The sequence below is a fragment of the Olleya sp. UBA1516 genome, from assembly GCF_002323495.1.
Classification (GTDB): Bacteria; Bacteroidota; Bacteroidia; order Flavobacteriales; family Flavobacteriaceae; genus Olleya.
Genome location: NZ_DCQO01000011.1, coordinates 66,683 through 92,519 on the forward strand (window position 1 = coordinate 66,683; position 25,837 = coordinate 92,519).

Annotated in this window: 29 protein-coding genes and 1 riboswitch; of the genes, 11 read left to right on the forward strand and 18 right to left on the reverse strand. The window is 31.1% G+C overall.

Going from position 1 to position 25,837, the window contains the following annotated elements; genetic code table 11:
• Both B2989_RS07180 and B2989_RS07185 read left to right on the forward strand, forming a co-directional pair.
• Positions 1–969: ATP-grasp domain-containing protein (locus tag B2989_RS07180; protein ID WP_292946560.1), on the forward strand; the 969-nt coding region annotated here is incomplete at its 5' end.
• Positions 970–1,034: 65 nt separating this feature from the next.
• Positions 1,035–1,664, forward strand: a complete 630-nt coding sequence (locus B2989_RS07185; RefSeq protein WP_292946563.1) for a T9SS type A sorting domain-containing protein — start codon at positions 1,035–1,037, stop codon at positions 1,662–1,664.
• A gap of 51 nt (positions 1,665–1,715) precedes the next feature.
• On the opposite strand, the gene B2989_RS07190 is transcribed toward B2989_RS07185, so the two are convergent.
• From B2989_RS07190 to B2989_RS07220, 7 genes are all read right to left on the reverse strand, one after another.
• On the reverse strand, positions 1,716–2,270 hold the full coding sequence (locus B2989_RS07190; RefSeq protein WP_145002142.1) for an acyl-CoA thioesterase: 555 nt from the start codon (positions 2,268–2,270) through the stop codon (positions 1,716–1,718).
• Positions 2,270–2,521, reverse strand: a complete 252-nt coding sequence (locus B2989_RS07195; RefSeq protein ID WP_292946568.1) for a hypothetical protein — start codon at positions 2,519–2,521, stop codon at positions 2,270–2,272. The genes B2989_RS07190 and B2989_RS07195 overlap by 1 nt, the downstream gene beginning before the upstream one ends.
• Positions 2,522–2,523: 2 nt before the next feature.
• Complete coding sequence (locus tag B2989_RS07200; protein ID WP_292946571.1) at positions 2,524–2,889, reverse strand: 6-phosphogluconate dehydrogenase; 366 nt, start codon at positions 2,887–2,889, stop codon at positions 2,524–2,526.
• A gap of 12 nt (positions 2,890–2,901) precedes the next feature.
• On the reverse strand, positions 2,902–4,287 hold the full coding sequence (gene rmuC / locus B2989_RS07205; protein WP_292946574.1) for a DNA recombination protein RmuC: 1,386 nt from the start codon (positions 4,285–4,287) through the stop codon (positions 2,902–2,904).
• Positions 4,288–4,615: 328 nt separating this feature from the next.
• On the reverse strand, positions 4,616–5,410 hold the full coding sequence (locus tag B2989_RS07210; RefSeq protein ID WP_292946576.1) for an ABC transporter ATP-binding protein: 795 nt from the start codon (positions 5,408–5,410) through the stop codon (positions 4,616–4,618).
• A 1-nt stretch (position 5,411) separates the two neighbouring features.
• Positions 5,412–6,443 (reverse strand): FecCD family ABC transporter permease, encoded by a 1,032-nt coding sequence (locus B2989_RS07215; RefSeq protein ID WP_292946579.1) that lies wholly within the window; start codon positions 6,441–6,443, stop codon positions 5,412–5,414.
• Positions 6,440–7,651: an ABC transporter substrate-binding protein gene (locus tag B2989_RS07220; protein ID WP_292946582.1), complete on the reverse strand. Its 1,212-nt coding sequence runs from the start codon at positions 7,649–7,651 to the stop codon at positions 6,440–6,442. The genes B2989_RS07215 and B2989_RS07220 overlap by 4 nt, the downstream gene beginning before the upstream one ends.
• 128 nt (positions 7,652–7,779) lie before the next feature.
• Positions 7,780–8,003: riboswitch (cobalamin riboswitch) on the forward strand.
• A 31-nt stretch (positions 8,004–8,034) separates the two neighbouring features.
• Between B2989_RS07220 and B2989_RS07225 the strand changes: the two genes are divergently transcribed.
• A complete protein-coding gene (locus B2989_RS07225; RefSeq protein ID WP_292946585.1) occupies positions 8,035–9,870 on the forward strand; it encodes a TonB-dependent receptor plug domain-containing protein in 1,836 nt (611 codons plus the stop codon).
• A 23-nt stretch (positions 9,871–9,893) separates the two neighbouring features.
• The gene (locus B2989_RS07230) at positions 9,894–10,946 is read left to right on the forward strand and encodes a YncE family protein (protein WP_292946588.1); all 1,053 of its coding nucleotides are present in this window, start codon (positions 9,894–9,896) and stop codon (positions 10,944–10,946) included.
• 97 nt (positions 10,947–11,043) lie between these two features.
• Here B2989_RS07230 and B2989_RS07235 read toward each other — a convergent pair whose 3' ends face one another.
• Together B2989_RS07235 and B2989_RS07240 are read right to left on the reverse strand one after the other, a co-directional pair.
• On the reverse strand, positions 11,044–11,769 hold the full coding sequence (locus tag B2989_RS07235; protein ID WP_292946591.1) for an adenine nucleotide alpha hydrolase: 726 nt from the start codon (positions 11,767–11,769) through the stop codon (positions 11,044–11,046).
• A 17-nt stretch (positions 11,770–11,786) separates the two neighbouring features.
• A complete protein-coding gene (locus B2989_RS07240; protein ID WP_292946594.1) occupies positions 11,787–13,223 on the reverse strand; it encodes a S41 family peptidase in 1,437 nt (478 codons plus the stop codon).
• A gap of 109 nt (positions 13,224–13,332) precedes the next feature.
• On the opposite strand from B2989_RS07240, the gene B2989_RS07245 reads away from it, so the two are divergent.
• The 4 genes from B2989_RS07245 to B2989_RS07260 are packed head-to-tail and all read left to right on the forward strand — an operon-like array spanning position 13,333 to position 15,443.
• Positions 13,333–13,842, forward strand: a complete 510-nt coding sequence (locus B2989_RS07245) for an RNA polymerase sigma factor (RefSeq protein ID WP_145002130.1) — start codon at positions 13,333–13,335, stop codon at positions 13,840–13,842.
• A complete protein-coding gene (locus B2989_RS07250; protein WP_145002129.1) occupies positions 13,829–14,305 on the forward strand; it encodes a hypothetical protein in 477 nt (158 codons plus the stop codon). Before B2989_RS07245 ends, B2989_RS07250 begins: the two co-directional genes overlap by 14 nt.
• A 24-nt stretch (positions 14,306–14,329) precedes the next feature.
• Positions 14,330–14,896 (forward strand): DUF4252 domain-containing protein, encoded by a 567-nt coding sequence (locus tag B2989_RS07255; RefSeq protein ID WP_292946599.1) that lies wholly within the window; start codon positions 14,330–14,332, stop codon positions 14,894–14,896.
• 4 nt (positions 14,897–14,900) lie between these two features.
• Positions 14,901–15,443, forward strand: coding sequence for a DUF4252 domain-containing protein (locus tag B2989_RS07260; RefSeq protein ID WP_292946602.1), 543 nt, complete (start codon positions 14,901–14,903; stop codon positions 15,441–15,443).
• Between the two features lie 79 nt (positions 15,444–15,522).
• On the opposite strand, the gene B2989_RS07265 is transcribed toward B2989_RS07260, so the two are convergent.
• The 3 genes from B2989_RS07265 to B2989_RS07275 form a co-directional block, all read right to left on the reverse strand.
• On the reverse strand, positions 15,523–15,726 hold the full coding sequence (locus tag B2989_RS07265) for a hypothetical protein (RefSeq protein ID WP_145002123.1): 204 nt from the start codon (positions 15,724–15,726) through the stop codon (positions 15,523–15,525).
• A gap of 1 nt (position 15,727) precedes the next feature.
• Positions 15,728–17,071, reverse strand: coding sequence for an adenylosuccinate lyase (purB, locus tag B2989_RS07270; RefSeq protein WP_145002122.1), 1,344 nt, complete (start codon positions 17,069–17,071; stop codon positions 15,728–15,730).
• Between the two features lie 93 nt (positions 17,072–17,164).
• On the reverse strand, positions 17,165–17,728 hold the full coding sequence (locus B2989_RS07275) for an adenylosuccinate lyase (protein WP_292946607.1): 564 nt from the start codon (positions 17,726–17,728) through the stop codon (positions 17,165–17,167).
• A gap of 35 nt (positions 17,729–17,763) precedes the next feature.
• Here B2989_RS07275 and B2989_RS07280 point away from each other — a divergent pair, with 35 nt between their 5' ends.
• Both B2989_RS07280 and B2989_RS07285 read left to right on the forward strand, forming a co-directional pair.
• Complete coding sequence (locus tag B2989_RS07280; RefSeq protein WP_292946610.1) at positions 17,764–18,237, forward strand: heme-binding domain-containing protein; 474 nt, start codon at positions 17,764–17,766, stop codon at positions 18,235–18,237.
• Between the two features lie 26 nt (positions 18,238–18,263).
• The gene (locus tag B2989_RS07285; RefSeq protein ID WP_292946613.1) at positions 18,264–19,514 is read left to right on the forward strand and encodes a glycosyltransferase; all 1,251 of its coding nucleotides are present in this window, start codon (positions 18,264–18,266) and stop codon (positions 19,512–19,514) included.
• Between the two features lie 100 nt (positions 19,515–19,614).
• Here B2989_RS07285 and B2989_RS07290 read toward each other — a convergent pair whose 3' ends face one another.
• From B2989_RS07290 to B2989_RS07300, 3 genes are all read right to left on the reverse strand, one after another.
• The gene (locus B2989_RS07290) at positions 19,615–20,061 is read right to left on the reverse strand and encodes a KTSC domain-containing protein (protein WP_292946616.1); all 447 of its coding nucleotides are present in this window, start codon (positions 20,059–20,061) and stop codon (positions 19,615–19,617) included.
• Positions 20,062–20,186: 125 nt separating this feature from the next.
• Positions 20,187–20,375 (reverse strand): hypothetical protein, encoded by a 189-nt coding sequence (locus B2989_RS07295; protein ID WP_145002117.1) that lies wholly within the window; start codon positions 20,373–20,375, stop codon positions 20,187–20,189.
• A 34-nt stretch (positions 20,376–20,409) separates the two neighbouring features.
• Entirely contained in the window at positions 20,410–21,273 is an 864-nt protein-coding gene (locus tag B2989_RS07300; RefSeq protein ID WP_145002116.1) for an RluA family pseudouridine synthase, read from the reverse strand.
• Between the two features lie 124 nt (positions 21,274–21,397).
• On the opposite strand from B2989_RS07300, the gene B2989_RS07305 reads away from it, so the two are divergent.
• Positions 21,398–23,035, forward strand: coding sequence for an ABC-F family ATP-binding cassette domain-containing protein (locus tag B2989_RS07305; protein ID WP_292946621.1), 1,638 nt, complete (start codon positions 21,398–21,400; stop codon positions 23,033–23,035).
• On the opposite strand, the gene B2989_RS07310 is transcribed toward B2989_RS07305, so the two are convergent.
• The 3 genes from B2989_RS07310 to B2989_RS07320 form a co-directional block, all read right to left on the reverse strand.
• Positions 23,036–24,043 carry a hypothetical protein gene (locus B2989_RS07310; RefSeq protein ID WP_292946624.1) on the reverse strand — a complete coding sequence of 336 codons (1,008 nt, stop codon included), beginning with the start codon at positions 24,041–24,043 and terminating at the stop codon, positions 23,036–23,038.
• A 117-nt stretch (positions 24,044–24,160) separates the two neighbouring features.
• Positions 24,161–25,087, reverse strand: coding sequence for a DUF4421 family protein (locus B2989_RS07315; protein ID WP_292946627.1), 927 nt, complete (start codon positions 25,085–25,087; stop codon positions 24,161–24,163).
• 2 nt (positions 25,088–25,089) lie between these two features.
• Positions 25,090–25,761 (reverse strand): SIR2 family NAD-dependent protein deacylase, encoded by a 672-nt coding sequence (locus tag B2989_RS07320; protein WP_292946630.1) that lies wholly within the window; start codon positions 25,759–25,761, stop codon positions 25,090–25,092.
• Positions 25,762–25,837: the final 76 nt, after the last annotated feature.

A 25,837-nucleotide genomic window follows, 5' to 3' on the forward strand; every position in this document is an offset into this window, starting at 1 on the left:
CCTGTTTTTTGGGAACATATCTATGACATCATTAGACATGAAAAACCAGAAGGTGTTATCGTGCAATTAGGTGGACAAACCGCTTTAAAACTTGCTGAAAAACTATCTAAATACGGAATTAAAATTTTAGGAACTAGCTTTGAAGCTCTAGATTTAGCCGAAGATAGAGGGTTGTTTTCTAACATGCTTAAAGAAAACAATATTCCTTATCCAGAATTTGATATTGCTACAACTGCAGATGAAGCAGCTGCAATTGCAGACGTGCTAGATTTTCCAATATTAGTTAGACCTTCATACGTACTTGGTGGACAAGGGATGAAGATTGTAATTAATAAACAAGATTTAGAAGAGCATGTCGTTGATTTATTAAGACGTATGCCTGGAAATCAACTGCTATTAGACCATTATCTTGATGGAGCTATTGAAGCTGAAGCTGATGCTATTTGCGACGGAGAAAATGTTTACATCATTGGTATAATGGAGCATATTGAGCCTTGCGGAATCCACTCTGGTGATAGTAACGCAACATTACCACCTTTTAATTTAGGAGAGTTTGTAATGCAGCAAATAAAAGACCATACCAAGAAAATTGCATTAGCATTAAATACGGTTGGGTTAATTAATATACAGTTTGCTATCAAAGATGATATTGTTTACATCATTGAAGCTAATCCAAGAGCATCACGTACAGTTCCATTTATTTCTAAAGCCTATGGAGAGCCTTATGTAAATTATGCAACTAAAGTTATGTTAGGCGAAAAGAAAGTTACTGACTTTAATTTTAACCCACAGTTAAAAGGTTATGCTATTAAGCAGCCAGTGTTTTCTTTTAATAAATTTCATAATGTGAATAAAAAACTTGGTCCAGAAATGAAAAGTACTGGAGAAAGTATATTGTTTATTGACGATTTAAAAGATGATCAGTTTTACGATTTATATGCAAGACGAAAAATGTATTTAAGTAAGTAATAAAAATAATCGATTGGTTTTTAGGAGGTTATATTTATTTTTTGTATTTTACAATAAAAGAGATTATGACAAAAAAACTACTATTTATTTTATTTGCTTTTGTAGCTTTAAGCGTATCAGCTCAAAACCAAACAGTTAATATAGATTGGAGTTTCGGCTCTAACTCTAATGCAACAGGACCAAATAATAACGCAGATCGCACCATTGAGGTTGGAGATACAGTTATTTGGGATTGGTATTCTACTGGTACGCATAATGTAGAAAGAACAGGAGGTACGTCCTCAGATAATTTTGTAAGTGGTTTTATGACTACAGGAGCAACGTTTTCGTATACGTTTACATCTGTTGGTACAAATACATACCAATGTAATCCACATCCTACAAGTATGTTTGGTGTTATTACAGTCGTGCCAGAAGGGACTTTAAGTGTGCCTGATTTTGCAACACGTTTATCTGCGATAAATTTGTATCCAAATCCTGCATCATCGACTTTAAATGTCGAAATACCTTCTAAGTTTAAAGAAGATTTGACTATTGAAGTGTATAATGTTTTAGGAAAAAAAATACTATCAAAAACAATTAGTCAATTAAAGACTAGTTTGTCTATTTCTAATTGGAATGATGGTGTGTATTTAATAAAAATAACTTCTGTTAGTTTAGGGACCACAATAACTAAACGATTTGTAAAAATTTAATACAAGTATTTTAAAATAAAAAAGCCTTCATTTTTTGAAGGCTTTTTTATTTTAAAAATTATCAGGTAAATCTATTCTAACTTTGTAATCTTTTAATATTGGCAGGTAATCTGTGTGCGAAAAATCTTCATGATCAAACTCATATTGTCGTTGTTTTTTAGTCTCCATTCGCTTAATAGCTTTTAAAAAGCGTTTGACTTCAACCTTATCATTTAAAATAAGTCCAGCAACTTCCATGGATTGTCCATTATCATCTTTGGCTACCATTGTAAAGTAAGACGAGTTACAATGCTTTACAATACCAGTTTGTATATTTTCAGCCTCTACACGTATACCAACAACCATAGATGTGTTTCCAACAAAATTTACAGAAGCTTTCATGGTTACTAGTTCGCCAACCTCAATAGGACTTAAAAAATCTACAGTATCTACACTAGCAGTCACACAGTAGGTTTTGGAATGTTTAGAAGCACAAGCAAAAGCTATTTGATCCATCAAATTTAGTATGTAACCACCATGTATTTTTCCACTAAAGTTAGAGTGTGATGGTAACATTAATTCGGAAATACTAATTCTAGAATCGTCTGCTTTTTTATATGCTTTCATTATAGTTTTTGTTGTTGTATGTAATATTCAATTTGGTTTTTTCTGTAAAATCCGACAATAATTAAAGCCAATCCAAAAAAGAGACACATGATAATAATAAAGTTATTTAATTCTTCTCTTTTACTAAATTTTCCTGGCTCTATAAGCGTATCAAAACCAAAAGATAGTAGTCCTGCTCCTGCAATAAATATAAAAATATATTTAGCTCTTAAGCTCCATTTGTATATTATATTTTGAGTAGAATCTGTCATAATTAATAATTAGAACGTCGTTCTTTATCTTCTTCTACTTTAGTAATAAAGTACTTAGTATCACCTAACCAAAAGAAGGTTTTGTAACGTTCAAAATACGAAAGTTTTACAAATTTACCTTGTAAACGATTTAAATCATTAATAACCTGTTTCTCTTTATCCTCTACAGAAAATTCAAAAAGTTGAGCTTCAGACACACCTTGACTGACCTCACCTTCCCAAGTTTTAAACATAACACCTTTACTGCTAAATTTAACTAATTCTCCTGCTCTAACACCTTCACTGTAAGTTGCAAAGTATATAAAACAAAAATATCCCACTAAAATTAGGACTATAATAACTAAGGTTTTTACTAAAAATTTTATCATAATTGTTTTCTGTTAATCGTCAAATTCTGCTCTTTTAATAATGGTTTCGGGTAATGCTTTTTTAGCTTTAGCACCTAATTTTTTCAATTTTTCAACACTTGTAATTAGGTTTCCTTTTCCTTCTACTAATTTATTCATAGCAGAGGAATAATCCTTTTTAGCATCGTCTATTTTTTTTCCAACACCAGTCAAGTCTTTTACTAAACCTTCAAATTTATCATATAAAGCGCCAGCTTGTCTTGCAATTTCGATAGCATTTTGTTGCTGCTTTTCGTTATTCCACATACTGTCAACAGTTCTTAAAGTTGCTAATAGTGTGGAAGGTGTAACAATAACTATGTTTTTTTCGAATGCTTTATTGTATAAACTATTATCGGCATTAATAGCGACTGCAAACGCAGGTTCTATTGGGATAAATAGTAATACAAAATCAGGACTTTCTATATCATATAAATCTTCGTACTTTTTATCAGATAATTGGTCTACGTGTCGTCTTATAGAATTGATGTGGGCTTTTAAATATATCTCACGCTCGTCATCTTCTGCATTCACGTAACGCTCGTAATCTGTTAAAGACACTTTACTGTCAATAATCATTTTTTTATTGTCAGGTAAATGCAACACTATATCTGGTAGTACTCTTGTACCATCAGCTCTGGTAAAATTTTGTTGTACAAAATATTCTCTATCCTTTTCTAAACCAGATTTTTCAAGAACACGTTCTAAAACTAATTCTCCCCAATTTCCTTGCATTTTACTATCACCTTTCAGTGCTCTCGTTAGGTTGGTGGCTTCTTTAGTCATTTGCTGATTTAAATCTTTTAAACCCAATAATTGCTCTTTTAAAGCACTATGCATACTAATACTTTCCTTTTGAGTATCGTCTACTTTTTTCTCGAAGGTTAGTATTTTTTCTTGAAGTGGATTTAAAATATTTTTGATATTTTCTTTATTCTGAAGGGTGAATTTTTCGCTTTTTTCGTCTAAAATTTTAGTTGCTAATAACTCAAAATCCTTGCGTAGTTGTTCTTGACGTAATTCGACTTCTTCCTCACGTTTAAGATTTAATTGCTGTAAGTTTTCAAAATCAGCATTTTTTCTAGCTAAATCTTCATTTAAAATATCCTTTTCACGACGAATGCCTTCACGTTCTATTTCAATTTTAGAAATAGTTTGTTTCAACTCTTGTAATTGGGTGTTAAATGTTGCGTGTTGTCTTTCGCTTTCTGCGGAATAAAACTGTTTTAAGTCAGAGAGTTGCTGTTGTAAATTGGTGTTTCTTTCTTCTAAAGTACTTTTTTCGCTTTTACTTTTAAGTTTAGTGAAAAGCATACCTAAATAACCACCAATAGCAGCAGCAATTAAAATAGTAATAATTAGTATAATGTTGTCGTTCATTTAATGAAAACGTAGTTTGTTCAAAGATAGTTAATTTGTGACTCAGTGAGAAGTTAAGTGTTTTTATATGCTAAAAGCTTAATTCTTTTTTAATTTAGAAAGTGATTACAGATCTTTTTATAAAGTATTGTGATAGATGTTTTAAGCCTTCATTAATGTGAGATACTGAAACGAGTTCAGTATGACGTGGAGTGTTTCTTTATGATTATAATTTAGATGAACTTGAGTCTGTAAACGATGATTAAAAATACTTTAATTAATATGTGATACTGATACGAGTTTGGTATGATGTGAATTGTTGTTTTGTAATTTTGAGTTTGACGTAAAACTACTTTTTAACCCTAAAACTGCCTGTTTTTTCATCAAAAACAATCATATCTGCAGGAAACAGGTTAGAAAACGCACCTTTTTCGATTAAATTACAAGGTGAATCACCAACTATTCCATGGTTTGACATGACAATCATACTATCGCATAATTGGATGGCTAAATCAATTTCATGAGACGAAAATAAGATGGTTTTTCCGGTATCTTTTGCTAATTTTTGAAGCAGTTTTAAGATGTATGCTTTGTGATACATGTCTAAATGCGACGTAGGTTCGTCTAGAATAATTAAATCTGTATCTTGAGCTAAAGCACGAGCAATCATAACCTTTTGAAGTTGACCATCACTAAGCTCGAAACATTTTTTATGTTTCAAATCTTCAATAGTCGTTTGATTTATTGCTTTATTAATAATAGTTAAATCGGTGTCAGATAAATTACCAACCCAATTGGTGTAAGGTTGACGTCCTAAAGCAACCAGCTCAAACACGGTTAAGTTTTTTGCAGCAATAGGCTCTGTTAATACCAAACTTAAAGTTTTGGCAAGCTCTAAATTAGAATAGTTATCTAAATTTATATTATTTATTAAAACATGACCACTTAAAGGTGTTATAACCTTTGTTAATGTTTTTAAAAGTGTGGATTTACCAATCCCATTACCACCAACTAATCCAATTAATTCGCCTTTAGTTAAAGCAATATTAATGTTAGATGATACAATAGTTTGGTTTTTTTTAGACTGATAACCTACAGTTAAATTATCAGTTTTTAGGATGGTATGTTGGTTGTTTTCTTTCATTTTAAAACACCATTTTACGTTGTCTTACTAATAACCAAACTACAATTGGTGCACCAAATAAGGAGGTTATAGCATTAATAGGTAGCATATAATCTGTGTTTGGTAATTGAGCAATACTGTCACAAATTAGCATAATAATTGCACCAAATAAAAATACAGCAGGTAATAATATTTTATGATTGGACGTATTAAAAACTTGTCTAGTAACATGCGGAATTGCTAAGCCAATAAAGGCTATTGGTCCTGCAAAAGCAGTAATAGTACCTGCTAGTAGGCTAGTGGCAATAATAATTAATAATCGACTTTGTTTAATGTTTAAACCTAGACTTTTAGCATAATTTTCGCCTAACAATAAAGTGTTAAGACCTTTTATAGACAGGATACTAAATAGGATGCCAATACAATAAATGATTGTAAAAATAGTAACCTCGTTCCAGTCCAAATCTCCTAAACTACCAAAACCCCAAAAAATGTATTGCTGTAATTGTTCTGCACTACTAAAGTAGGATAGTACACTAACTATTGCAGCTGTAATACTGCCAAACATTAATCCGATAATTAAAATAGCCATAGTATCTCTAACTTTTGAGGATACAATTAGGACTAATAATAACACTAAAAAACTACCTAAACTTGCTGCAATAACTAAGCTCCATTTGGTAAGTAAAAAAGTAGCTAAAAATCCACCAAAAATACTACTACCTAAAATAACCAATGCGACACCTAGACTTGCTCCAGAGGTAATCCCTAAAACAAAAGGACCAGCTAAAGGATTTCTAAAAAGGGTTTGCATTAATAACCCAGAAATACCTAAACCAGAACCTACCAATACAGCAGTAATTGCTTTGGGTAAACGATAGTTTTGGATTATATATTGATGATTGTTTAAATTATCAGATTTAGTAAAAAAACTGTCTATAATAGTATTAAAAGCTATGGATACAGATCCTAAACTAATGTTTACCATAAATAATAGTAAAAGCAAAACTGCTAATACTATAAAGGGAATGGTATAAGGTTTGGATGTTATCACTTTAACGGTTTAAAAAAGTAAGTTTGATAATCTGGCAATAAGTCTGGATGACAAATTTTAATGATGTCTTTTAATACTAAATCAGGTCTAGATAAACCAAGCTCATAATATAAAACGCCTCCTGTTTTTCCGGTTGTATCTGCAAAAGTATAGATGGCATTATTTTTATAAGCATCAAATTGCGTGTAATGCGTATTAGCGGTTTGTAAAGCTTCCATGCTACCATAATAAGATGGACTTAACCATAAATTAGCATGTTTTGCTTTTTCAAAAACAGCTTCAAAACTTAATGCTAAACTGCCTTGTGATTTAGTATCTGCATATAAATAATCGACATTTGCATCTTTTAAAAATTGAGCTTCGGTACTGGTTCCATTTGGTAAATACCATACGTCCTTATACATTGCACCACTAATTACGGTTGGTCGCTCAGTGACGGTTTGCGCTAATTGTTTTGCTGCTTTGTAATTGGTTTCGATAGTTTTAAATACAGAATCTGCTTGTTTTTCTTTGTTATATAATGCACCAAAAAACTTAATCCATTCGGCTTTAGCCAAAGGTGTTTTTTCTACCCAATCACCATTATAAATTACAGGTATTCTAGCATTACTTATTGTTTTTAAAGATTTACTTGTGCCATCAACACCAAATCCAACGACAACATTTGGATTTAACTCTAATAAAACTTCGGTGTTTAAACCTTCGTTTTTACCTAATTCTCTTACGTGTCCATTATCAATACGCTGTCTGATTTTTTCTGAAGAAATATAATCACTGCCAGGAAAACCAATCAACGATTTTTCTTCATTTAAAAGGTCTAAAGCAGGAATATGCGTTGTAGAGGTTACTACTATAGACGTTACAGGAGTAATGATAATGCCATCATATTCATCTTTCATAAACGATGTTTTTGCTGCATCTTCTTTACTAATTAAAACGTACTTATAGGTTTTTTCTGCTTTAGGCCAAGGGTTGTTAATGGTTAATACTTTAAAATTACTATGATTTGTAATACTAAATCCTTCAGCGTAAGCGATACTATTATCCTCTTGTACTAAGGCAGGAAGTTTCCTGTCAATACCTGGATCTTCCTTACAATTTAGAAATAATAAAAATGAAAGTAATAGTAGTAAAAAAGCTTTGTTATGTAACATTTGTAGCGCTTTAGCGGAATATTTTCCTTTAAATTTATATAAAATTTTAGTCATGAGAGACGGTTCAAATTTAACAATATATATAGTAGGAGGAATTATATTATTACATTTTTTAATTGGCTTTATTTATTTAATCTATAAAATGAATAAGAAAAATGAAGAATGAATTAATTTAAAATAGTACATTCGCGCTGAATTTTGGTTTGACTTTGTGCTAATGCAAAGTCGATTAAAAGGGAATCTGGTTTAAATCCAGAACTGTTCCCGCAACTGTAAGTTTATGTTCAACATTAGTTGGACACCTTTTAAAGGATGTTATTCAAACTTAGACCACTGTTTTATTAAAAATGGGAAGGTAGAGTAACATATAACAAGTCAGGAGACCTGCCAGAATTTGTCATCTAATACGATCTTCGGGAGAAAGGTCTTTAAGATTTATGAAAAAAACTATTGTATTATTACTTGCTGTATGTTGTAGTGTTGTGTCTTATGCACAAACACAGCTGGATTCTATCCAATATTTAGATGTTATCGAGTTGAGTGATGTCAAGTTGAAAGCCTTTACAAATACACAAACGGTTTTAAAACTGTCTGATAGTGTTATAAAAAAAGCAAATCCATTACTGACGCATTTACTTAATACTAATAGTACAATTTACTTTAAAGAAAATGGCTATGGTATGGTGTCTTCGCCATCTTTTAGAGGGACTACAGCGCAACAAACTGCAGTAATTTGGAATGGTATTAATATTAATTCTCAACTTAATGGACAAACCGATTTTAGCACAGTAAACACTAAGCTATTTGATAATATTGATGTTAGAAGTGGAGGAGGAAGTGTTTTATACGGTAGTGGTGCTATTGGTGGGTCAATCCATTTAAATAATAAGATTGCTTATAATACTGCAAATTCTCATTTTGTAGGCGTTAACTACGGTAGCTTTAATACCATAAATAGTACTTATAAAGGGCATTTTTCTACAGATAAATTAAGTGTTAATGCTAATGTTAGTTATTTAAAATCTGATAATGATTACGATTATGTAGACAGTAATAAGACAAATTTGAATGGTGAGTTTTATAGTAATACTATCGGGTTAAATTTAGGATATAAGTTTAACGATAATAATATAATCAAGGCTTACAGTAATTTTTATGATGGTCAACGTCATTTTTCTTTGCAATTACCAACAGAAACACCATCTAAATATAAAAATCGAGATTCTAGAAATCTTTTGGAATATGTAGGATTATTTGGTGGTTTTACTTCTAATTTTAAAGTAGCTTATTTAACTGAAAGTTATAAGTATTTTTCTAATATAGAAAGAGATGATTATACCGATGGCGGTGTAAATACTTTAATTTTAAAGTATGATTTGTCTTATAAGTTAGGTGATAACATTACCATTAATCCGGTTGTAGATTATACCCAAAATACCGGAGAAGGCTCCAGTATAAGTAAAGTAAAGCGTAATGTGACAGGGTTTAATTTGTTGTTTAAACAAAAGGTTAGTTCTCGTTTTTTATATGAAATTACAACAAGACAAGAAATAACTGATAATTATAAAAGTCCTTTTTTATATAGTTTAGGTTTAAAGTATGACGTTTCCGACGCTTATACAGTAACGCTTAATGGGTCTAAAAACTATAGAGTACCAACGTTTAATGATTTGTATTGGCAAAGTGGAGGTAATCTAGATTTAAAACCAGAAACCTCTTACCAATTAGAATTAGGGAATTCGTTTACTTTTAAAACTATAGATTTTTCTGTTACAGGGTTTTATAATGATATTACAGATATGATTAGATGGTTGCCAACCACTACTGTTTGGAGGCCTATAAATACAGATCATGTTAAAACTTACGGTGTAGAAGCGCAATTAAATGCAACGCATTATTTTGGTGAAAACCAATTGACGTTGACTAGTAATTATGCTTATACTATATCAGAAGATCAGCAACGCAAAGCACAATTAATATATGTGCCTTATCATAAGGCAACAGCTACTTTAGGCTATAACTACAACCGTTTGTCTGCCTATTACCAATACGTATTTGTAGGAGAGGTTTTTACACAATCAGATAACAATCCAAAGTATAATATTGATGCGTATTACTTATCTAATTTAGGGATAGACTATACTTTAGGTAGAAAGAAAAATATTACGGTTGGCGCGCAGCTTAACAATGTTTTTAACCATAATTATCAAAGTGTGTTAGGGCGATTTATGCCAGGAACACATTTTAATACATATTTGAATTTTAATTTTTAAACACTAATAAATAAAACAGTACGATGAAACAATTAAAAAAAATAGTATTATTAGCAGTAGCAAGTGCTTTTTTGCTAACCTCTTGTAGTAACGATGACGATATGATACCATTTGACTCTGAGCCTTTAGGTGCTTATGAAGATGGTTATTTTGTATTAAATGAAGGAGGAGGTAACTCTGTTACAAATTCTATAATTTTTATTGGTGAAGACGGAACAAGAACTGATGATGTTTTTAGAATAGAAAATCCAGATGCAGAAGAGATGGGAATTTATATTCAGAATATCTTTTTTGATGATACAAGAGCATTTATCGTTGCTGGAAGTGGATCTGTAACTGTTGTTAACCGTTATACTTTTGAGTATATTACAACTATAAGTACGGATTTAGAAAGTCCAAGATATGGTGTTGTTGTAGACGGTAAAGCGTATGTAACAAACAATGCTAGTTTTGCATCTGTAACAGATGATTTTTTAACAGTAATTGATTTGTCAAATTACGCGACATCTCAAGTGTTAATTGGTAATTATTTAGACCGTATAGCAGCTGTGGGAGATAAAGTAATAACGACTAACAATCAATATGGGTCAGCACATTCTGTATCTGTAGTAGATACTAATACGTTAACTGTAACAGATATCGATTTAGGAGCAGGTAATACATCTAACTCTATTGCAGTATCAGGTGACGATGTTTATGTTTTAACAGGTTCTGGTAAATTTATGGAAATAGATTTAGATACTAATACTGTTGCTAGTACTGTAGATATACCTTCAACTATTGCGGGAACTAAAAATTTAAATATAGATGATGATGCTGTATATTTTACTTCAGAAGCATCTGTATATAGTTTTAATTTAGGAGATACAACCGTATCAGAAACACCAATTTTAACTTACAACTCTACATCTGCATATGGTGTAATGTACGGTTTTGCAGTAAATGATGATGTTATTTATATTGGAGATGCAGGAGATTTTGCTTCTAATGGATCATTTTATGAATATTCTACATCAGGCGCTTTATTAAGTTCTAATGTTGCAGGTAGTGCTCCAAACGGGTTTTACTTCAACTAAAACATAGGTAATAAAAAACCACAAATCAACCAACCATTAAAAAGCCTCTAAATTATTTAGAGGCTTTTTTTTGTTTTAAATTTTTTAGACTTTTAGGTTATGGCTTTGGAATTAAGTCACAATACCAAACGCCATAGGTTTCAGCATCACTTTTACAAACGGAATTATTATCGGTTTTAGGTGCATTATATTCACGGTATACTTTGTCGCCAATAGTAAATGGTATTGGGTTTTTAAAAATTGGACCGTCAAAGCAAAACGTGTGGAACTCGCCATTTTCTCCGCAAGGATCAACACCATCGGGTAGGTTATCTATAAAATTTTCATCTATAATAGTTCCAACAAAATCTTGATCAAAATATTTAGAATTAGCGCAAACCACTATGGTTTTAAAACCCAGCGCTAAAAACTCAGTAATAAGTTGTTTTGTATCGCGCTTCCATAACGGAAAAACGGTTTTTATGTTTTGCGTGGCCAGTTGGTTTTCTCTGTATACTTTTAAGTCCTCTAAATAGATGTCCCCAAATGCACTATGTGTAAAATTGTCATCTTTTAACGCAGTCACAGCCTTTAGCATGATGTCTTCATAAGTGTCCATACTTGGCATTTCTGGAAGTTCTATTAGACTAGATTTAATATTTAAAGCCTCAGTTTGTGCAGTTAGTAGCTCCAATCTTAAACCATGCATGGTCACACGATTAAAATGGGTGTTAACCGTTGTAATTAATTGCTGGACAGAATAAGTCTCGTCTTGTTGTAAATAATATAAGGCTAAAGCCGAATCTTTTCCTGTGCTCCAATTAAAATATGTTTTATAGCTCAATAGGTTTTGTTTTTTCTTTATTTAAATACGTTTAATCCTTCACTATCAATGTACATGTTGTCTTTTGTAATAGTATTAAGCTTTGAGTAGTCTTTTATTTTTAAGTTATTTAAAATAGATTGGTTGCTAAAACGTCCATTTCCTGTAATATGCTGAATGGCTCTTGCTAAAAGTGGTTCGTCTTGTTGTCCTAAAACACCATAATTTGCAACGTTTTCTTCTAAAGTTAAAGTTGGGATCAAACCAGTTTCGTATTCAAAAAAGCCATTAGCATTCTCGCTTTTACCAACTAAAGGCTGCATTGCCCAAGTGTGATTTGGATTAATACCTGTGGTGCAACTATAATTACAACTTGGACTATCATATAAGGTGGTTGAAAACTCATTTTTACCAACAGTTACATCACCAATATGTATGACATCAAGGTATGGTCTTAAGCAATTTATAACCAACTCGCTAGCAGATGCAGAGCTACCTTGCGCTAAAATGTATACTTTATTTAGGTTTAAGGTATTAATAGATGTACCGTCAGAGAGTTGATTTGTAAAATATTTATTAACCTGCACATCAGTTAGGATGGCTTGTATTTTATTATTCCATTGTTGTTTTAAAAATACTGAGGTTGTTGGTTCTCCAGCAATCATACTTCCTAAATTAATAGCACTATTAACACTACCTCCTGGGTTGTAACGTAAATCTAGGACTAAGTCTTGGACACCTTCTGCAGCAAATTGACCAAAAATATTATTAAGCTGTTGGTCATAACCGCTTGTAAAACGATTATACATTAAATAACCAACTTTAATACCTTCTACAGTAAAGGTGTTAGCTATTAAAATCGGATTTTCTTCATAAACTTGTTTAGTAAGCGTAACGGTTTGACCTGTTAAAACAAGATTGTTGGATGTATCCAATTCGGCAAGACCAATAGTATAAGTATCGCTTCCAAAAAATAGTAAGTTTCTGTAATTGTTTTCAGTTAATTGTATTCCGTCTACGGTTAAAAAAAAGTTTCCACGTTGTAAGTTGTTTGTAGATGCGCTTGTATTTGGTAATACATATTGTACAACACCAAAAGCATTGCTGCCACCATCAATTAAACCAACACCAAATTCCATTCCGTTGCTTTTAGATACACCATTTAAAGCGTTGTTTAAAGCAAAATAATCGTCTACAATCCAACTAAAACGGTCTTGATCAGATAATAAGCTATAAAACATTTGATCAGGCGTATCAAAACTATTTAAAAACTGAGTATAGTTTGCAGAGTCTAAAAATCGGTCATCTGCTAAGTCCGTAACTTGATCTTGCCAGTAATACCAAGTATTTAATCCAGACCAAATAAAATCTTTAATCTCTGTGTCAGAGATTGGGTTGTCGTCCACATCTTCATAACAACCTAAAATAATAAACGGAAGTAAAAGTACTAGGTGTTTTATATTAATAATTTTCATAGCGCTAAAGGTTCTTTTTCAATATAAAAGTACTTACTTTATTTTATATTGAAAATAAATTGTAACAATTATAATAGTTGTTCGTCGTAATAGAAACCAACCAACCAAAATGACGCAGTCAGAGTTTTTAAAATTAGTAATGCCTTTTAAAGATAAGGTCTTTCGTTTAGCAAAACGATTGCTAGTCTCTAGAGAGGAAGCAGAAGATGCCACTCAGGAGGTGTTGTTAAAATTATGGCGAAACAAAGGTCAAATAGAAAATTATAAAAATGTAGAAGCATTTTCTATGACCATGACCAAAAACTTTTGTTTGGATAAATTAAAATCCAAGCAATCGCAAAATTTAAAAATAGTACATAGTAATTATCAAGACCACAATGTAGCACTACAAAAACAAATAGAATTAAATGATAGTTTACAATGGGTAGCAAAGATTATTGAAGATCTACCAGAACAACAAAAAATGGTAGTACAATTAAGAGATATTGAGCAATATGATTTTGACGAAATAGCAAAAATGTTAGATATGAATCCTACAGCAGTACGTGTAGCACTATCTAGAGCTAGAAAAATAATAAGAGAAAAATTAACAAGTACACATAATTATGGTGTTAAATAATATAGAAGACTTACTAGAAAAGTACGAGAATGGTCAAACCACTCTACAAGAAGAAGCACAGTTAAAAGACTATTTTAACCAAGAGACTGTCGCTCCGCATTTAGAGTATTATAAAGCAATTTTTGGGTATTATACGGTAAACCAACAGGAGACTTTTACTAAACACGTACCACTAAACACTAAAAAGAAAATTAATTTTAAGTGGTTAAGCGTTGCAGCAGTAGCAGTGTTAATGGTTGGTATTTATCTGACTAGACCAAAAGAAGAGGTAATTACAGAAGCTGATAGGATAGCCTATAATCAAGCTAAAGCTTATCTAGAGTTGGTCTCCAAAACCTTTAATAAAGGAACTGCACAAGTTAGTTATTTAGGTGAAATTAATAAGGCTGGCACACAAGTTGACTATTTAAAAGAAATGGAAAACCCAATAGGACGTATTTTAAAAATTAGAAACATAAAATAATATTAAAATTTAAAACCAAATACAATGAAAAAATATATAACAATTACAGTATTAGCCATATTATTAATGCCATTAACAGGTATGGCTCAGGATATTTTTGAAAAATATAGTGATGATGACAAAGTAAGTTATGTGTCCATCAAACCTAAAATGTTTCAGATGTTAGCAAAAATAGATATTAATACAAATGATGCTGAAGCTAAAGCTTATATGGATATGGTAAATAGTATTACTAGTTTTAAAACTATGGCAACAGGTGACAAAACTATAGCTAAGGACATCACTAAATGGGTTGCAACACGCAGCGCTGTTTTAGAAGAATTAATGGAGGTTAAGGACAATGGAGTGGTCATGAAGTTTTATGTAAAAGAAGGAAAAGACAGTGACCATGTAAGTGAGTTGTTAATGTTTATTAATGGATTAGAAGCAGCAATGAAAGATTCTGATATTGAAATTAATGGAGAAAAGCGTACTATCGAAACTGTAGTAATCTCTTTAACAGGTGATATTGATTTAAACCAAATTTCTAAATTAACTCAAAAAATGAATCTTCCAGGAGGAGAGGAGTTAAAAAAGAAAATTAAAAAATAAACCCATGAAAAAAACCTTCCAAACCGTAATAACATTTCTTGCTTTAAGTATTGTTCTAGTAAGTTGTAAAGACCAAAACTCTATACAAACCTATTTTGTAGATCATCAAGAGTTACCAGCTTTTATGTCCTATGACGTATCTGCAGATGTAATAGATTTTTCTAAAGCTAACTTAAATCCAGACGAGCAAAAAGCATATCAATCTGTAGATAAACTAGACATTTTAGCTTACCGAATTAAAGATAATAACCTAGAAAGCTATAAAACAGAGTTACAAAAAGCTAAAAAAGTTTTTAATAACGAAAAGTATGAAGAGTTAATGGAGTTTAAAGACAAAGGTGTTAATGTAAAAGTGAGTACATTAGGTAACGCAGATGCAATTGACGAGTTTTTAGTACTTGCAAGCTCCAATGATTTTGGATTTACTATCGTTAGAATTTTAGGTGATAACATGAAGCCTGAAGAGTTAATCAAGCTAAGCGACAAACTTAAAAACGCAGACATAGATCAAGCACAACTTAAAAGCTTAACTAGCTTTTTTAAATAATAATTACATTACTTTTAATAAAAAAGGCTTATCCATTGGATAAGCCTTTTTTTATATTATAACAATAAACCTGTTGTTTTTACTTTTTAATTTTTGTTTCAAAAAAGTCATCGTCTCCATTACTGGACTTTTTAACTAGCACAAGGTTTAAAATAACGGTTAAATAAACAATAACAACCAACCCAACGTAAATCGGATTACTTAATAAGTCTGTAATACCTCCAATAAATAAAAGTAAAACGGTTACAGTGCAAAGTATTAAAGATGTCTTGTCATTAAACATGTTATATTCCTGTATAATTACTTGGTGATATGGCTTTTAATTCTGTTTTAATAGCTTCACTCACGTCTAAGGTATCAATAAAATTTGAAATAGAGGTTTTATTAATCGCTTCATTAGTTCTAGTTAATCCTTTTAAAGCCTCATAAGGATTAGGATAACCTTCACGTCTTAAAATAGTTTGTATAGCTTCTGCAACGACAGCCCAATTGTTTTCTAAGTCAGCTTCAAATTTAGCTTGGTTTAATAATAATTTACCTAAACCTTTAAGCGTTGATCCAAAACCAATTAAAGTATGACCAAAAGGGACACCAACATTACGTAAAACAGTACTATCAGTTAAGTCACGTTGTAATCTTGAAATAGGTAATTTTGCAGATAAATGTTCAAAAATAGCGTTAGCTATTCCTAAGTTACCTTCACTGTTTTCAAAATCTATTGGGTTTACTTTATGTGGCATAGCACTACTACCAACTTCTCCAGCTTTAATTTTTTGTTTAAAGTAGTCCATAGATACATAGGTCCAAATATCTCTATCTAAATCTATAATAATGGTATTAATACGTTTTAAACAATCAAACAACGCAGCCATATGGTCATAATGCTCGATTTGTGTAGTTGGAAACGAGTGGTATAAACCTAGTTTTTCTTGTACAAATGTACCTCCAAAAGTTTTCCAATCTATACTAGGATAAGCCACTTTATGTGCATTAAAATTTCCGGTTGCACCACCAAATTTGGCAGCACTTGGGATATCATTTAATAAGTTAAATTGCTCTTCTAAACGTACAGCAAATACTTCAATTTCTTTACCTAAACGGGTTGGAGACGCTGGCTGACCATGTGTTCTAGCTAGCATTGGTATATCTTTCCAATCTTTAGCAAGACGCTTTAATTCTTTTAAAACATTTAAGTATTCTGGTACGTAAGCCTCATTCATAGCATCCTTAATACTTAATGGGATTGCTGTGTTGTTAATGTCCTGAGACGTTAATCCAAAGTGTATAAACTCTTTAAATTCGCTTAAACCTAAAGCATCAAATTGTTCTTTTATAAAATACTCAACCGCTTTAACATCATGGTTGGTAACCTTTTCAATATCTTTTATAGCCTGAGCATTTTCAGTAGTAAACGATTTGTAAATGTCACGCAATGCTTCAAATTTACTAGAATCTACACCTTTAAGTTGTGGTAGTGGCACTTCGCATAAAGCAATAAAGTATTCAATTTCTACTAAAACACGGTATTTAATTAGTGCTTCTTCAGAGAAAAAATCTTGTAGTTTTTCAATTTTATTTCGGTAACGACCATCAATTGGAGAGATCGCATTAAGTTGATTTAAAGACATAAAAATAGTTGTTTTTTAACAAGCTATAAATATAGTTTTTTTAACGGGAAGACTAAAGGATTACGCTTTAAGAATTAATTAAAATAACAATTTTTATTTTTTAGTTTTATGTAAAATTTGCTTTGCTCTGGCTTTAAAAGCAGCACTTTGAGAAGCAAAATCACGTTCCAAAATGGTTGTTAATTCTGGATGGACCCAATCATAGTCCTTACCAAACAAAAATAAAGTATTCATGCTATACGCTTTTGCAGCAACTTTAGCATCTGTAATTAACCAATCAAAACAAGCTTCAATAATTTTTTCCCGATGTCTCGGAAGTAAGGCCTCTTTTAATTTAGAAGGCGTTTTACCATAGTAGGCAATAGCAATATATTCGCAAATTTTTGCAACAGGTCTTTCTGCCGAATCTAAGTGCACACGACCCATGTTTTCTGTAAATGTATCTAAATAAGGGATTAAGGCTTCTAGGTTTTCTTTACACATAAACTCTAAAACCCAAGCAGCTCTTGGAGATATTTTATCATCTACCTTAAAGGTAATATCTAAAATTTTAGGAATCAAACTGGTATTAGCCAATAACATGTGTGCATAATACAAACGCTTTTCACGAGAATGATTAACATAATTTAATTCTTGATATAAAGCGTCAGTCGTCAAAGATTTGTTATTTTTAAAGTCTAAAAATAACTAAAATGAAATTACTTAAAAAGATTGGACTAGTTTTATTACTGGTTTTTATAGTTGCACAATTTTTTTCGCCTGAAAAAAACCAAGGTAATACTGAAGATTTAACCGCTTTTTTAAACGAAACAAAACCTTCTCCAGAAGTTAAAACCATTCTTGAAACTACCTGTTTTGATTGTCATAGCAGTAATACTAAATATCCATGGTATGATAAAATTACACCAATAAATTTTTGGTTGAATGAACACATTGAAGACGGTAAAAAACATTTAGATTTTTCTAAATGGTCAGATTACTCTATAAAACGTAAAGACCATAAATTTGAAGAACTTGCAGAAGAAGTTGAAGAAAAGAAAATGCCATTACCAAGTTATACTTGGACGCATGGAGACGCTAAATTATCCGATTCGCAAATAAAAGCAGTAGTGGATTGGGTAAATCAAGTTAGGATGGGCTATGCATTAGCACCAAAAGCAGAATAAATTTTAATATCTAAAATATCCCTCAATTGGCACCAAAAGTTTTAATAATTGGATTTGTTTGGCCAGAACCTAAAAGTTCTGCAGCAGGAAGTAGGATGATGCAATTGATTGAAGTATTTCAATCAGCTAATTATGACATTACTTTTGCTAGTGCTTGTGCTAAATCGGATAATGCATTTGATTTATCAAGTATTGGTGTTACCATAAAAAACATTGTATTAAACGATGCTAGTTTTGATACATTTATAAAAGACCTAAATCCATCCATAGTTATTTTTGATAGATTTATGGTGGAGGAGCAGTTTGGTTGGCGTGTGGCAGAACAATGTCCTGATGCCTTACGTATCTTAGATACCGAAGATTTACATTGTTTGCGTAAAGGACGTGAGCAAGCGTTTAAAGATCAAGCTATTTTTGATAAAAATTACTTGCAAAATGATACTGCTAAACGCGAAATTGCAAGTATTTTACGTTGCGATTTATCATTTATTATATCACAAGTAGAGGTAGAGATATTAGTAAATCAATTTAAAATAGATGAGCATCTATTATATTATTTACCATTTTTATTAGATCCTGTATCGCCAGAAGCCCAAAGAAATAGCCCTAAATTTAAAGACAGAAACCATTTTATTACCATTGGTAATTTTATGCATAAACCTAATGTTGATGCAGTCATGTTTTTAAAATCTAATATTTGGCCTCTTATTAAAAAGGAATTACCTAAAGCCGAAATGCATGTGTATGGATCCTACGTGTCAGAAAAAGCAATGCAATTACATAATCCAAAAGAAGGATTTTTAATAAAAGGTTTTACGGACAATGTTAATCAGGTTATGCAAGACGCTAAAGTCTGTTTAGCACCTTTACGTTTTGGTGCAGGACTTAAGGGAAAATTAATAGATGCGATGTTAAATGGTACACCATGTGTTACCACAACTATTGGAGCAGAAGGTATGTACGGAACCTTAAAAGATACTAATGCTTTTATTGCTGATGATCCTGTTAATTTTGCTAAGCAAGCAGTGGAGTTGTATTCTAATAAAATTTATTGGAATGGGAAGCAAAAAAATGGATTTATGATTATTAATACATTGTATGATAAAGCTATTTATACCAAGGATGTTTTATATAAAATAGAATTGCTTAAAGCAGGATTAAAAGTGCATAGGCAGCAACATTTTTATGGGCAAATGCTAATGCATCATACAATGCAAAGTACTAAGTTTATGAGCAAATGGATTGAAGAAAAAAATAAACCTAAGGCTAAAGACTAAAGATTAAAGAGTTAAAAATTAGTAGTCATATAATATTAAATAAAAAAGAGCTAAAATTTAAAATTTTAGCTCTTTTTTTATGTGTATTAAGTATTAGCAATTAAGCTGTAACTTCACTCTTTTTAATTTTTCTGTAAGGAAAAGAATTAAAAATACTACGTTTAGCAAAACGTGTTTGCTTGTCGCTTTGAGAAAACTTAATGTATAATGCTTTATTTACACCAAAGTACTCATAAGTATCTCCATTTAAAAAAGTAACTTCTAATAACAATCCTTTATGCTTCCAATCCATAATAGGACTAGTAATTGTTACTGCGTATTCTTCTTTATTAGCCTCAATAGTTTCTGGAGAGATACTAACTAAAAAGTGGTATCCATCAATAACCTTACGACTCATTAATTCTGCTTCTTGCGCTTTTTCATCACCTGCTTGAAACTTATCAGGATGCCATTCTTTAACCAAATTACGGTAAGACGATTTTAACGTTTTTAAAGATAAATCTTGATCTACGTTAAATAGTTTTTTGTACTCATTAATACGCTTCATAACAGATGCTTTTTTTTAATAAGGCGCGAAAGTACTATTTTGTTTTGAATTGAGTGTTAGAAAGTTATAATAAATTACCGTATTTATAATTTATAGTCTCTAAAACAGCTAATTAGTCTTAAAAGTTAGTTTTTGCTCTCTCTCTTTTTTATATCTCTCCTGGTAAGTATCATGGCTATAATTATAAGAAGATTAGATACGATTCCGCTAAATGGTCCATTTTTAATATTATTAAAATCTAAATCATAAATATTAATAATTAATAATACAGTAGCAGCTATAATAATAAAATTTGTAAAATGGAAGCGTGTCATTTGTGGGAGGTTTCTTTTTTAAATTAAATAAAAATTAAATGTCAGCAAATAACTTTTTAAAACGTTTAGGTAATTGGTCCTTTAAATATAAGCTTTCATTTGTAAAAGGATGGATAAATTGTAAAGAATAAGCATGTAGATATAGACCTTTTCCTTTTAATATTAAATTTTCAAAGCCATAATCTTTGTCACCTAAAATAGGGTTGCCTATACTAAAAAGATGTTTGCGTAATTGATGTCTTCTTCCAGTAAAAGGCTCTAATTGGACTAAATTTAATTTTCCAAAACGTTTAGAATCTATCGTTTGATGTACCTTATATTTTGATTTTGAAGTTTTACCATCTACAGTAGTGGTAATAAAACCTTCGTGTTCCATAGTACCTATAGTTACTGCGTAGTACGTTTTTTTTATCGCTCTGTTTTTAAACAAAGTATTTAAGGCACGTATGCTACTACTAGTTTTACCAACTAGTAAAATACCAGTGGTTGGGAAGTCTAATCTATGCACAGGCTGTGGTTTTGCAACGTCGCTAAGTGTACTTCTAGTTATATTTTGTGTTAGTGCATTGGCTATAGTTTTAAAGCTATTACCATTAACCAAAATACCTGCTGGTTTGTGTATAGCAGCTAGATAATCATCTTCAAATAAAACCTCTAATTTAAACGTTAGACTTTTTCTTGGAGGTGCATCTTGTGTTATTGTTAAGCAAATAGTTTCACCTCCATTAATATAAGTTGCAGACGTTGCAATGTTACCATTTACAGTTATGTATTGCTTTTTTAAAACTTTTTTTAAAGCAGATTTTGTTAATGCAGCTTCAAAAATACCAACACCATAATCTTGAAGTCTTATTGGTACATGTTGTTTAGGTACAATATGGGTTTGAGATAAATTGATAGTTGTCTAAATTATAAAAGGGTTAGAATATTATCGAAGGTACTTGAAATAACAGACAAAATCAAATATTAAATAGAAGTAAATCCACACTTTTTATTACTTTCGCAACTTTAAAAAACAGACTATGATTTCTATAGATAATTTAGCAGTAGAGTTTAGCGGAACCGCCTTGTTTAGTGATGTGTCTTTTGTAATTAATCCAACAGACAAAATCGCTTTAATGGGTAAAAATGGTGCAGGTAAATCAACTATGATGAAGATTGTTGCAGGCGAACAAAAGCCTACAAGAGGTCATGTAAGAGCACCTAAAGACGCTGTTATTGCTTATTTACCGCAACATTTATTGACAGAGGATGATTGTACTGTTTTTCAAGAAGCAGCAAAAGCGTTTAAGCACGTTTATGCTATGCGTGACGAAATGGAAGCGCTTAATAAAGCTTTAGAAACTAGAACAGATTATGAAAGTGATGAGTACATGGCTATCATTGAAAAAGTATCAGATTTAGGCGAAAAATATTATGCTTTAGAGGATGTTAATTACGATGCCGAAGTAGAAAAAGCACTTAAAGGCTTAGGTTTTAAACAAGAAGATTTTGCGCGTTTAACTAACGAGTTTTCTGGTGGTTGGCGTATGCGTATTGAGCTAGCTAAAATTTTATTACAAAAGCCAGATTTAATTTTATTAGATGAGCCAACAAACCATATTGATATAGAATCTGTTATTTGGTTAGAAGACTTTTTAGTTAATAAAGCTAATGCAGTAATGGTAATATCGCATGACAGAGCTTTTATTGATAATATAACTAATCGTACTATTGAGGTAACAATGGGTCGTATTTACGACTATAAGGCTAATTATAGTCATTATTTACAGTTAAGAGAAGATAGACGTAGTCATCAAATTAAAGCCTATCAAGAGCAACAAAAATTTATTTCAGACAATATGGCTTTTATTGAGCGTTTTAAAGGGACTTACTCTAAAACAAACCAAGTCACATCACGAGAGCGTATGCTTGAAAAGCTACAAATTATAGAGATTGATGAAGTTGATAACTCAGCTTTAAAACTTAGCTTTCCGCCAGCACCAAGATCAGGAGATTATCCAGTATCTGTACAAAATTTGACAAAAAAATATGACGATGTCGTTGTGTTTAGTGACGCTAATATGTCTATTAAAAGAGGCGAAAAAGTTAGTTTTGTTGGACGTAATGGAGAAGGTAAATCTACTATGATTAAAGCTATTTTGGGTCAAATTGATTATGATGGAGCGTGTAGTCTTGGACACAACGTGCAAGTCGGTTATTTTGCACAAAACCAAGCAGCTTTGTTAGATAATGATTTAACGGTTTTTCAAACTGTAGATGAGGTTGCTAAAGGTGACGCTAGGACTGGAATTAAAAATATTTTAGGTCGTTTTATGTTTAAAGGCGATGATATTGATAAAAAAGTAGGTGTGCTATCTGGAGGAGAAAAAACAAGATTAGCAATGGTTAAGTTATTATTAGAACCTGTTAATTTATTAATACTAGATGAGCCAACAAACCACTTAGATTTAAAATCTAAAGATGTTTTAAAAGAAGCATTAAAATCTTTTGATGGTACATTAGTTTTGGTGTCTCACGACAGAGATTTTTTACAAGGTTTATCAGAAAAAGTTTTCGAATTTAAAGACCAGCGTGTTATTGAGCATTTTGAAACTATTGATGCCTTTTTAGAACGAAACCGTATTAAAAGTATTGCAGATATTAATTTAATGAAATAGCTATTTTAGCTTATAGTTTTTAATAGAAAAGACTTCTTTTATAGTTAGAGCATTTAAAGGAAACTCTAAAAATACGTGCAAAAAACTTAAAAAGAATAAAGCAACTAATCCAGTTTTATAGTCATATAAGTATAATGCAACAGAAGCTATCCATATACCTAATATTAAAAACCCTTTTTTAACAGAAATAGCTTTTTGCCAACCTATTATTGATGTTTTTGAAAACCAATTTAAATAATGGTAGGTATACGCAAAACCTATAAATATTTGGATCTTTAAACCTACTTCAGATAGTGCATAAAATTTTCCGTTTTCAAATAGATTTAAAAAGCCAGCTATAGTACTGTTTACTCCCATCATGTTACTATCTACATAAGTGTCAATAGCACTTTGTGACAAATTATAACCTTTGGCATTTATCGGAATTTGCCAAATAATAATAGGAACGCACAATAATATAAAAGCCAATATAAATCCATACTTGCTTTTAGCTTTTAAAGCTCCAAAAATTATAAATAAAAAAGTAAACAGATACACATGTATAAGCGTTGGTAAAAATAGCCCAACAAATAACAAGTATTTTGGCACATACAATGTTAAAGTGAAGGCTAATACTATAGCAATAAATAATATGAGTATTAGATGTTTAACCTTGCTAACAAATATTAATCCTACAGCAAGAAAAAATCCTATTAACAGTAAAGCGTTTGTGTTTTGGTTTATTAATTTTAAAAGATCATTAAAGCTATTATTTAAGCCTAAATCTAAAAATTTGTAAACAGGATATATAGCCAGTATTATGGCAAAAACAGTAAAAAAATACGTCCACTTTATATTTTTCTGTACAAAGTAATTACGTTCTTTTAACCAATTAATTTCGGTTAAATAGTGTAATGGTCCTAAAATAGCATAAGAGAACAAAAACAATTCAAAAGGAATTTTTATTGCAATCAATAATGATATGGTAATAAGTCCAATATTAAGAAGGTCTATCTTCTTAGTATTCATATTTATTTAGTGGTTGGTTAATAGCGATTATTGATTAAATATATAACACCTTAACCATAATAACTAATTTGATTAAATATATTTAACCTGTTGGTTTTCAAATTGTTTGATTGTTTTTTATAAGCCTATGGTGGATTCTATTTGTTCTACCGTTCGTTTTAAAAAATTTGGAGGCGTAAACCTATAACCAAAATAAAGACTAGCATAACTTTTATCGTTAACCATACTTTGTGTCAGATCCTTATTAATAGCATTGGAGTCAAAATTAAAACTAGCTCCTGCACTTATCGTTTCAGAAGTATATCCAAATTGTAATGTTAAATCTAATGCTCGCGATATAAAAGTGTCTTTATTTATAGCAGTGTTTAGTTTTTCGGTAGTAAACCTAACACCTACAGCTGGAGCGATAGATGAGGATATAAACCAATGATCCTTGAAGGCCCAAGTATAATAGTAAGCAGGAGCAAAGGAAAGGTCAAAACTATTTTCTGCGACTTTTTGATAATCAATAATATTACTTAATCTATTAAAACCGTATTTTAAAGTTGGGACAAGACTACCAGCTGTTTCTCGTTGCCATTCATTTAGATGTGTTAAATGTTTCAACGAAAAATTATCATTTAAAACATAAGATGTTGTACCAAGCCAACTTGTTGTTTTTAAATCAGGAAATTGAGCCAACAACTGCGCATTGTTTTCTTGATAAAAACCTTTTACTTTTCTATACTCAAAACTTTGTATCCACTGTTTAATAAAGATATTTAATTGCGAATTCAAAAATTTTGATTTAAAATCAGAAGATCTGCTGCTTGGCGAAAATCCGATTTTTAATCCTAAAAATTTATAGTTAGCACCAACTTCTAACCGATAGGTATTGTTAGCATTAACAAGAATAGATTGGTTGTTGTTTTGTATTGAAAAGGATTCGTTTTGCGTGTTAATATTTGATTTTAGTAATAGATTTTCTCTAAATGAAAGTACTGTGTTTTGACCAACTACAATTGTACATAAAAACAAAATTAATACTACAAGCCAATATCTCATAATTATAAAACAGAGATAAATGTGTCAATACCCTTAGTAGCAGTTTCTGCAATGACAGTTAAGTTTTTTGTGCTAGAAATTGAAGGGTCAGGATCTATAAAAAAAGTAGGTGTATTTTCTGGGACATAATGAATTAAACTGGCAGCAGGATATACTTGTAAAGAGGTACCAATGATTAGCAGCTTATCTGCAGTAGCGCAAACCTCTACAGCTTTGTCTATTAAAGGTACAGCTTCTCCAAACCATACAATATGTGGTCGTAATTGATGACCATTACTGTCTAAATCACCAAGGTTTAAATCTTTTTTCCAATCTAAAATGTTAGTTTCGGTTTTAGTACTTCGCACTTTTAATAATTCGCCATGTAAATGGATAACATTTGTACTTCCAGCACGTTCATGTAAGTCGTCAATATTTTGAGTAATTATAGTAATTTTAAAATGTTTTTCTAAGTTAGCCAACTCTAAATGTGCTTTATTAGGTTTTACTTGTAATAGTTGACGTCTACGTTGGTTGTAAAATTCTAGGACTAATGCTGGATTATTAGCAAAGCCTTCTGGAGAGGCTACTTGCATAACGTCATAACCTTCCCAAAGCCCATCTGCACCTCTAAACGTTTTAATTCCGCTTTCAGCACTAATACCTGCACCTGTAAGTACTACTAGATGTTTCATTTTTTTTACTACATTTGAATTTCGATTATAAACTTAAGATTAATTCCCTTTAATATCTTAAAGCTTAGTAAAAAAT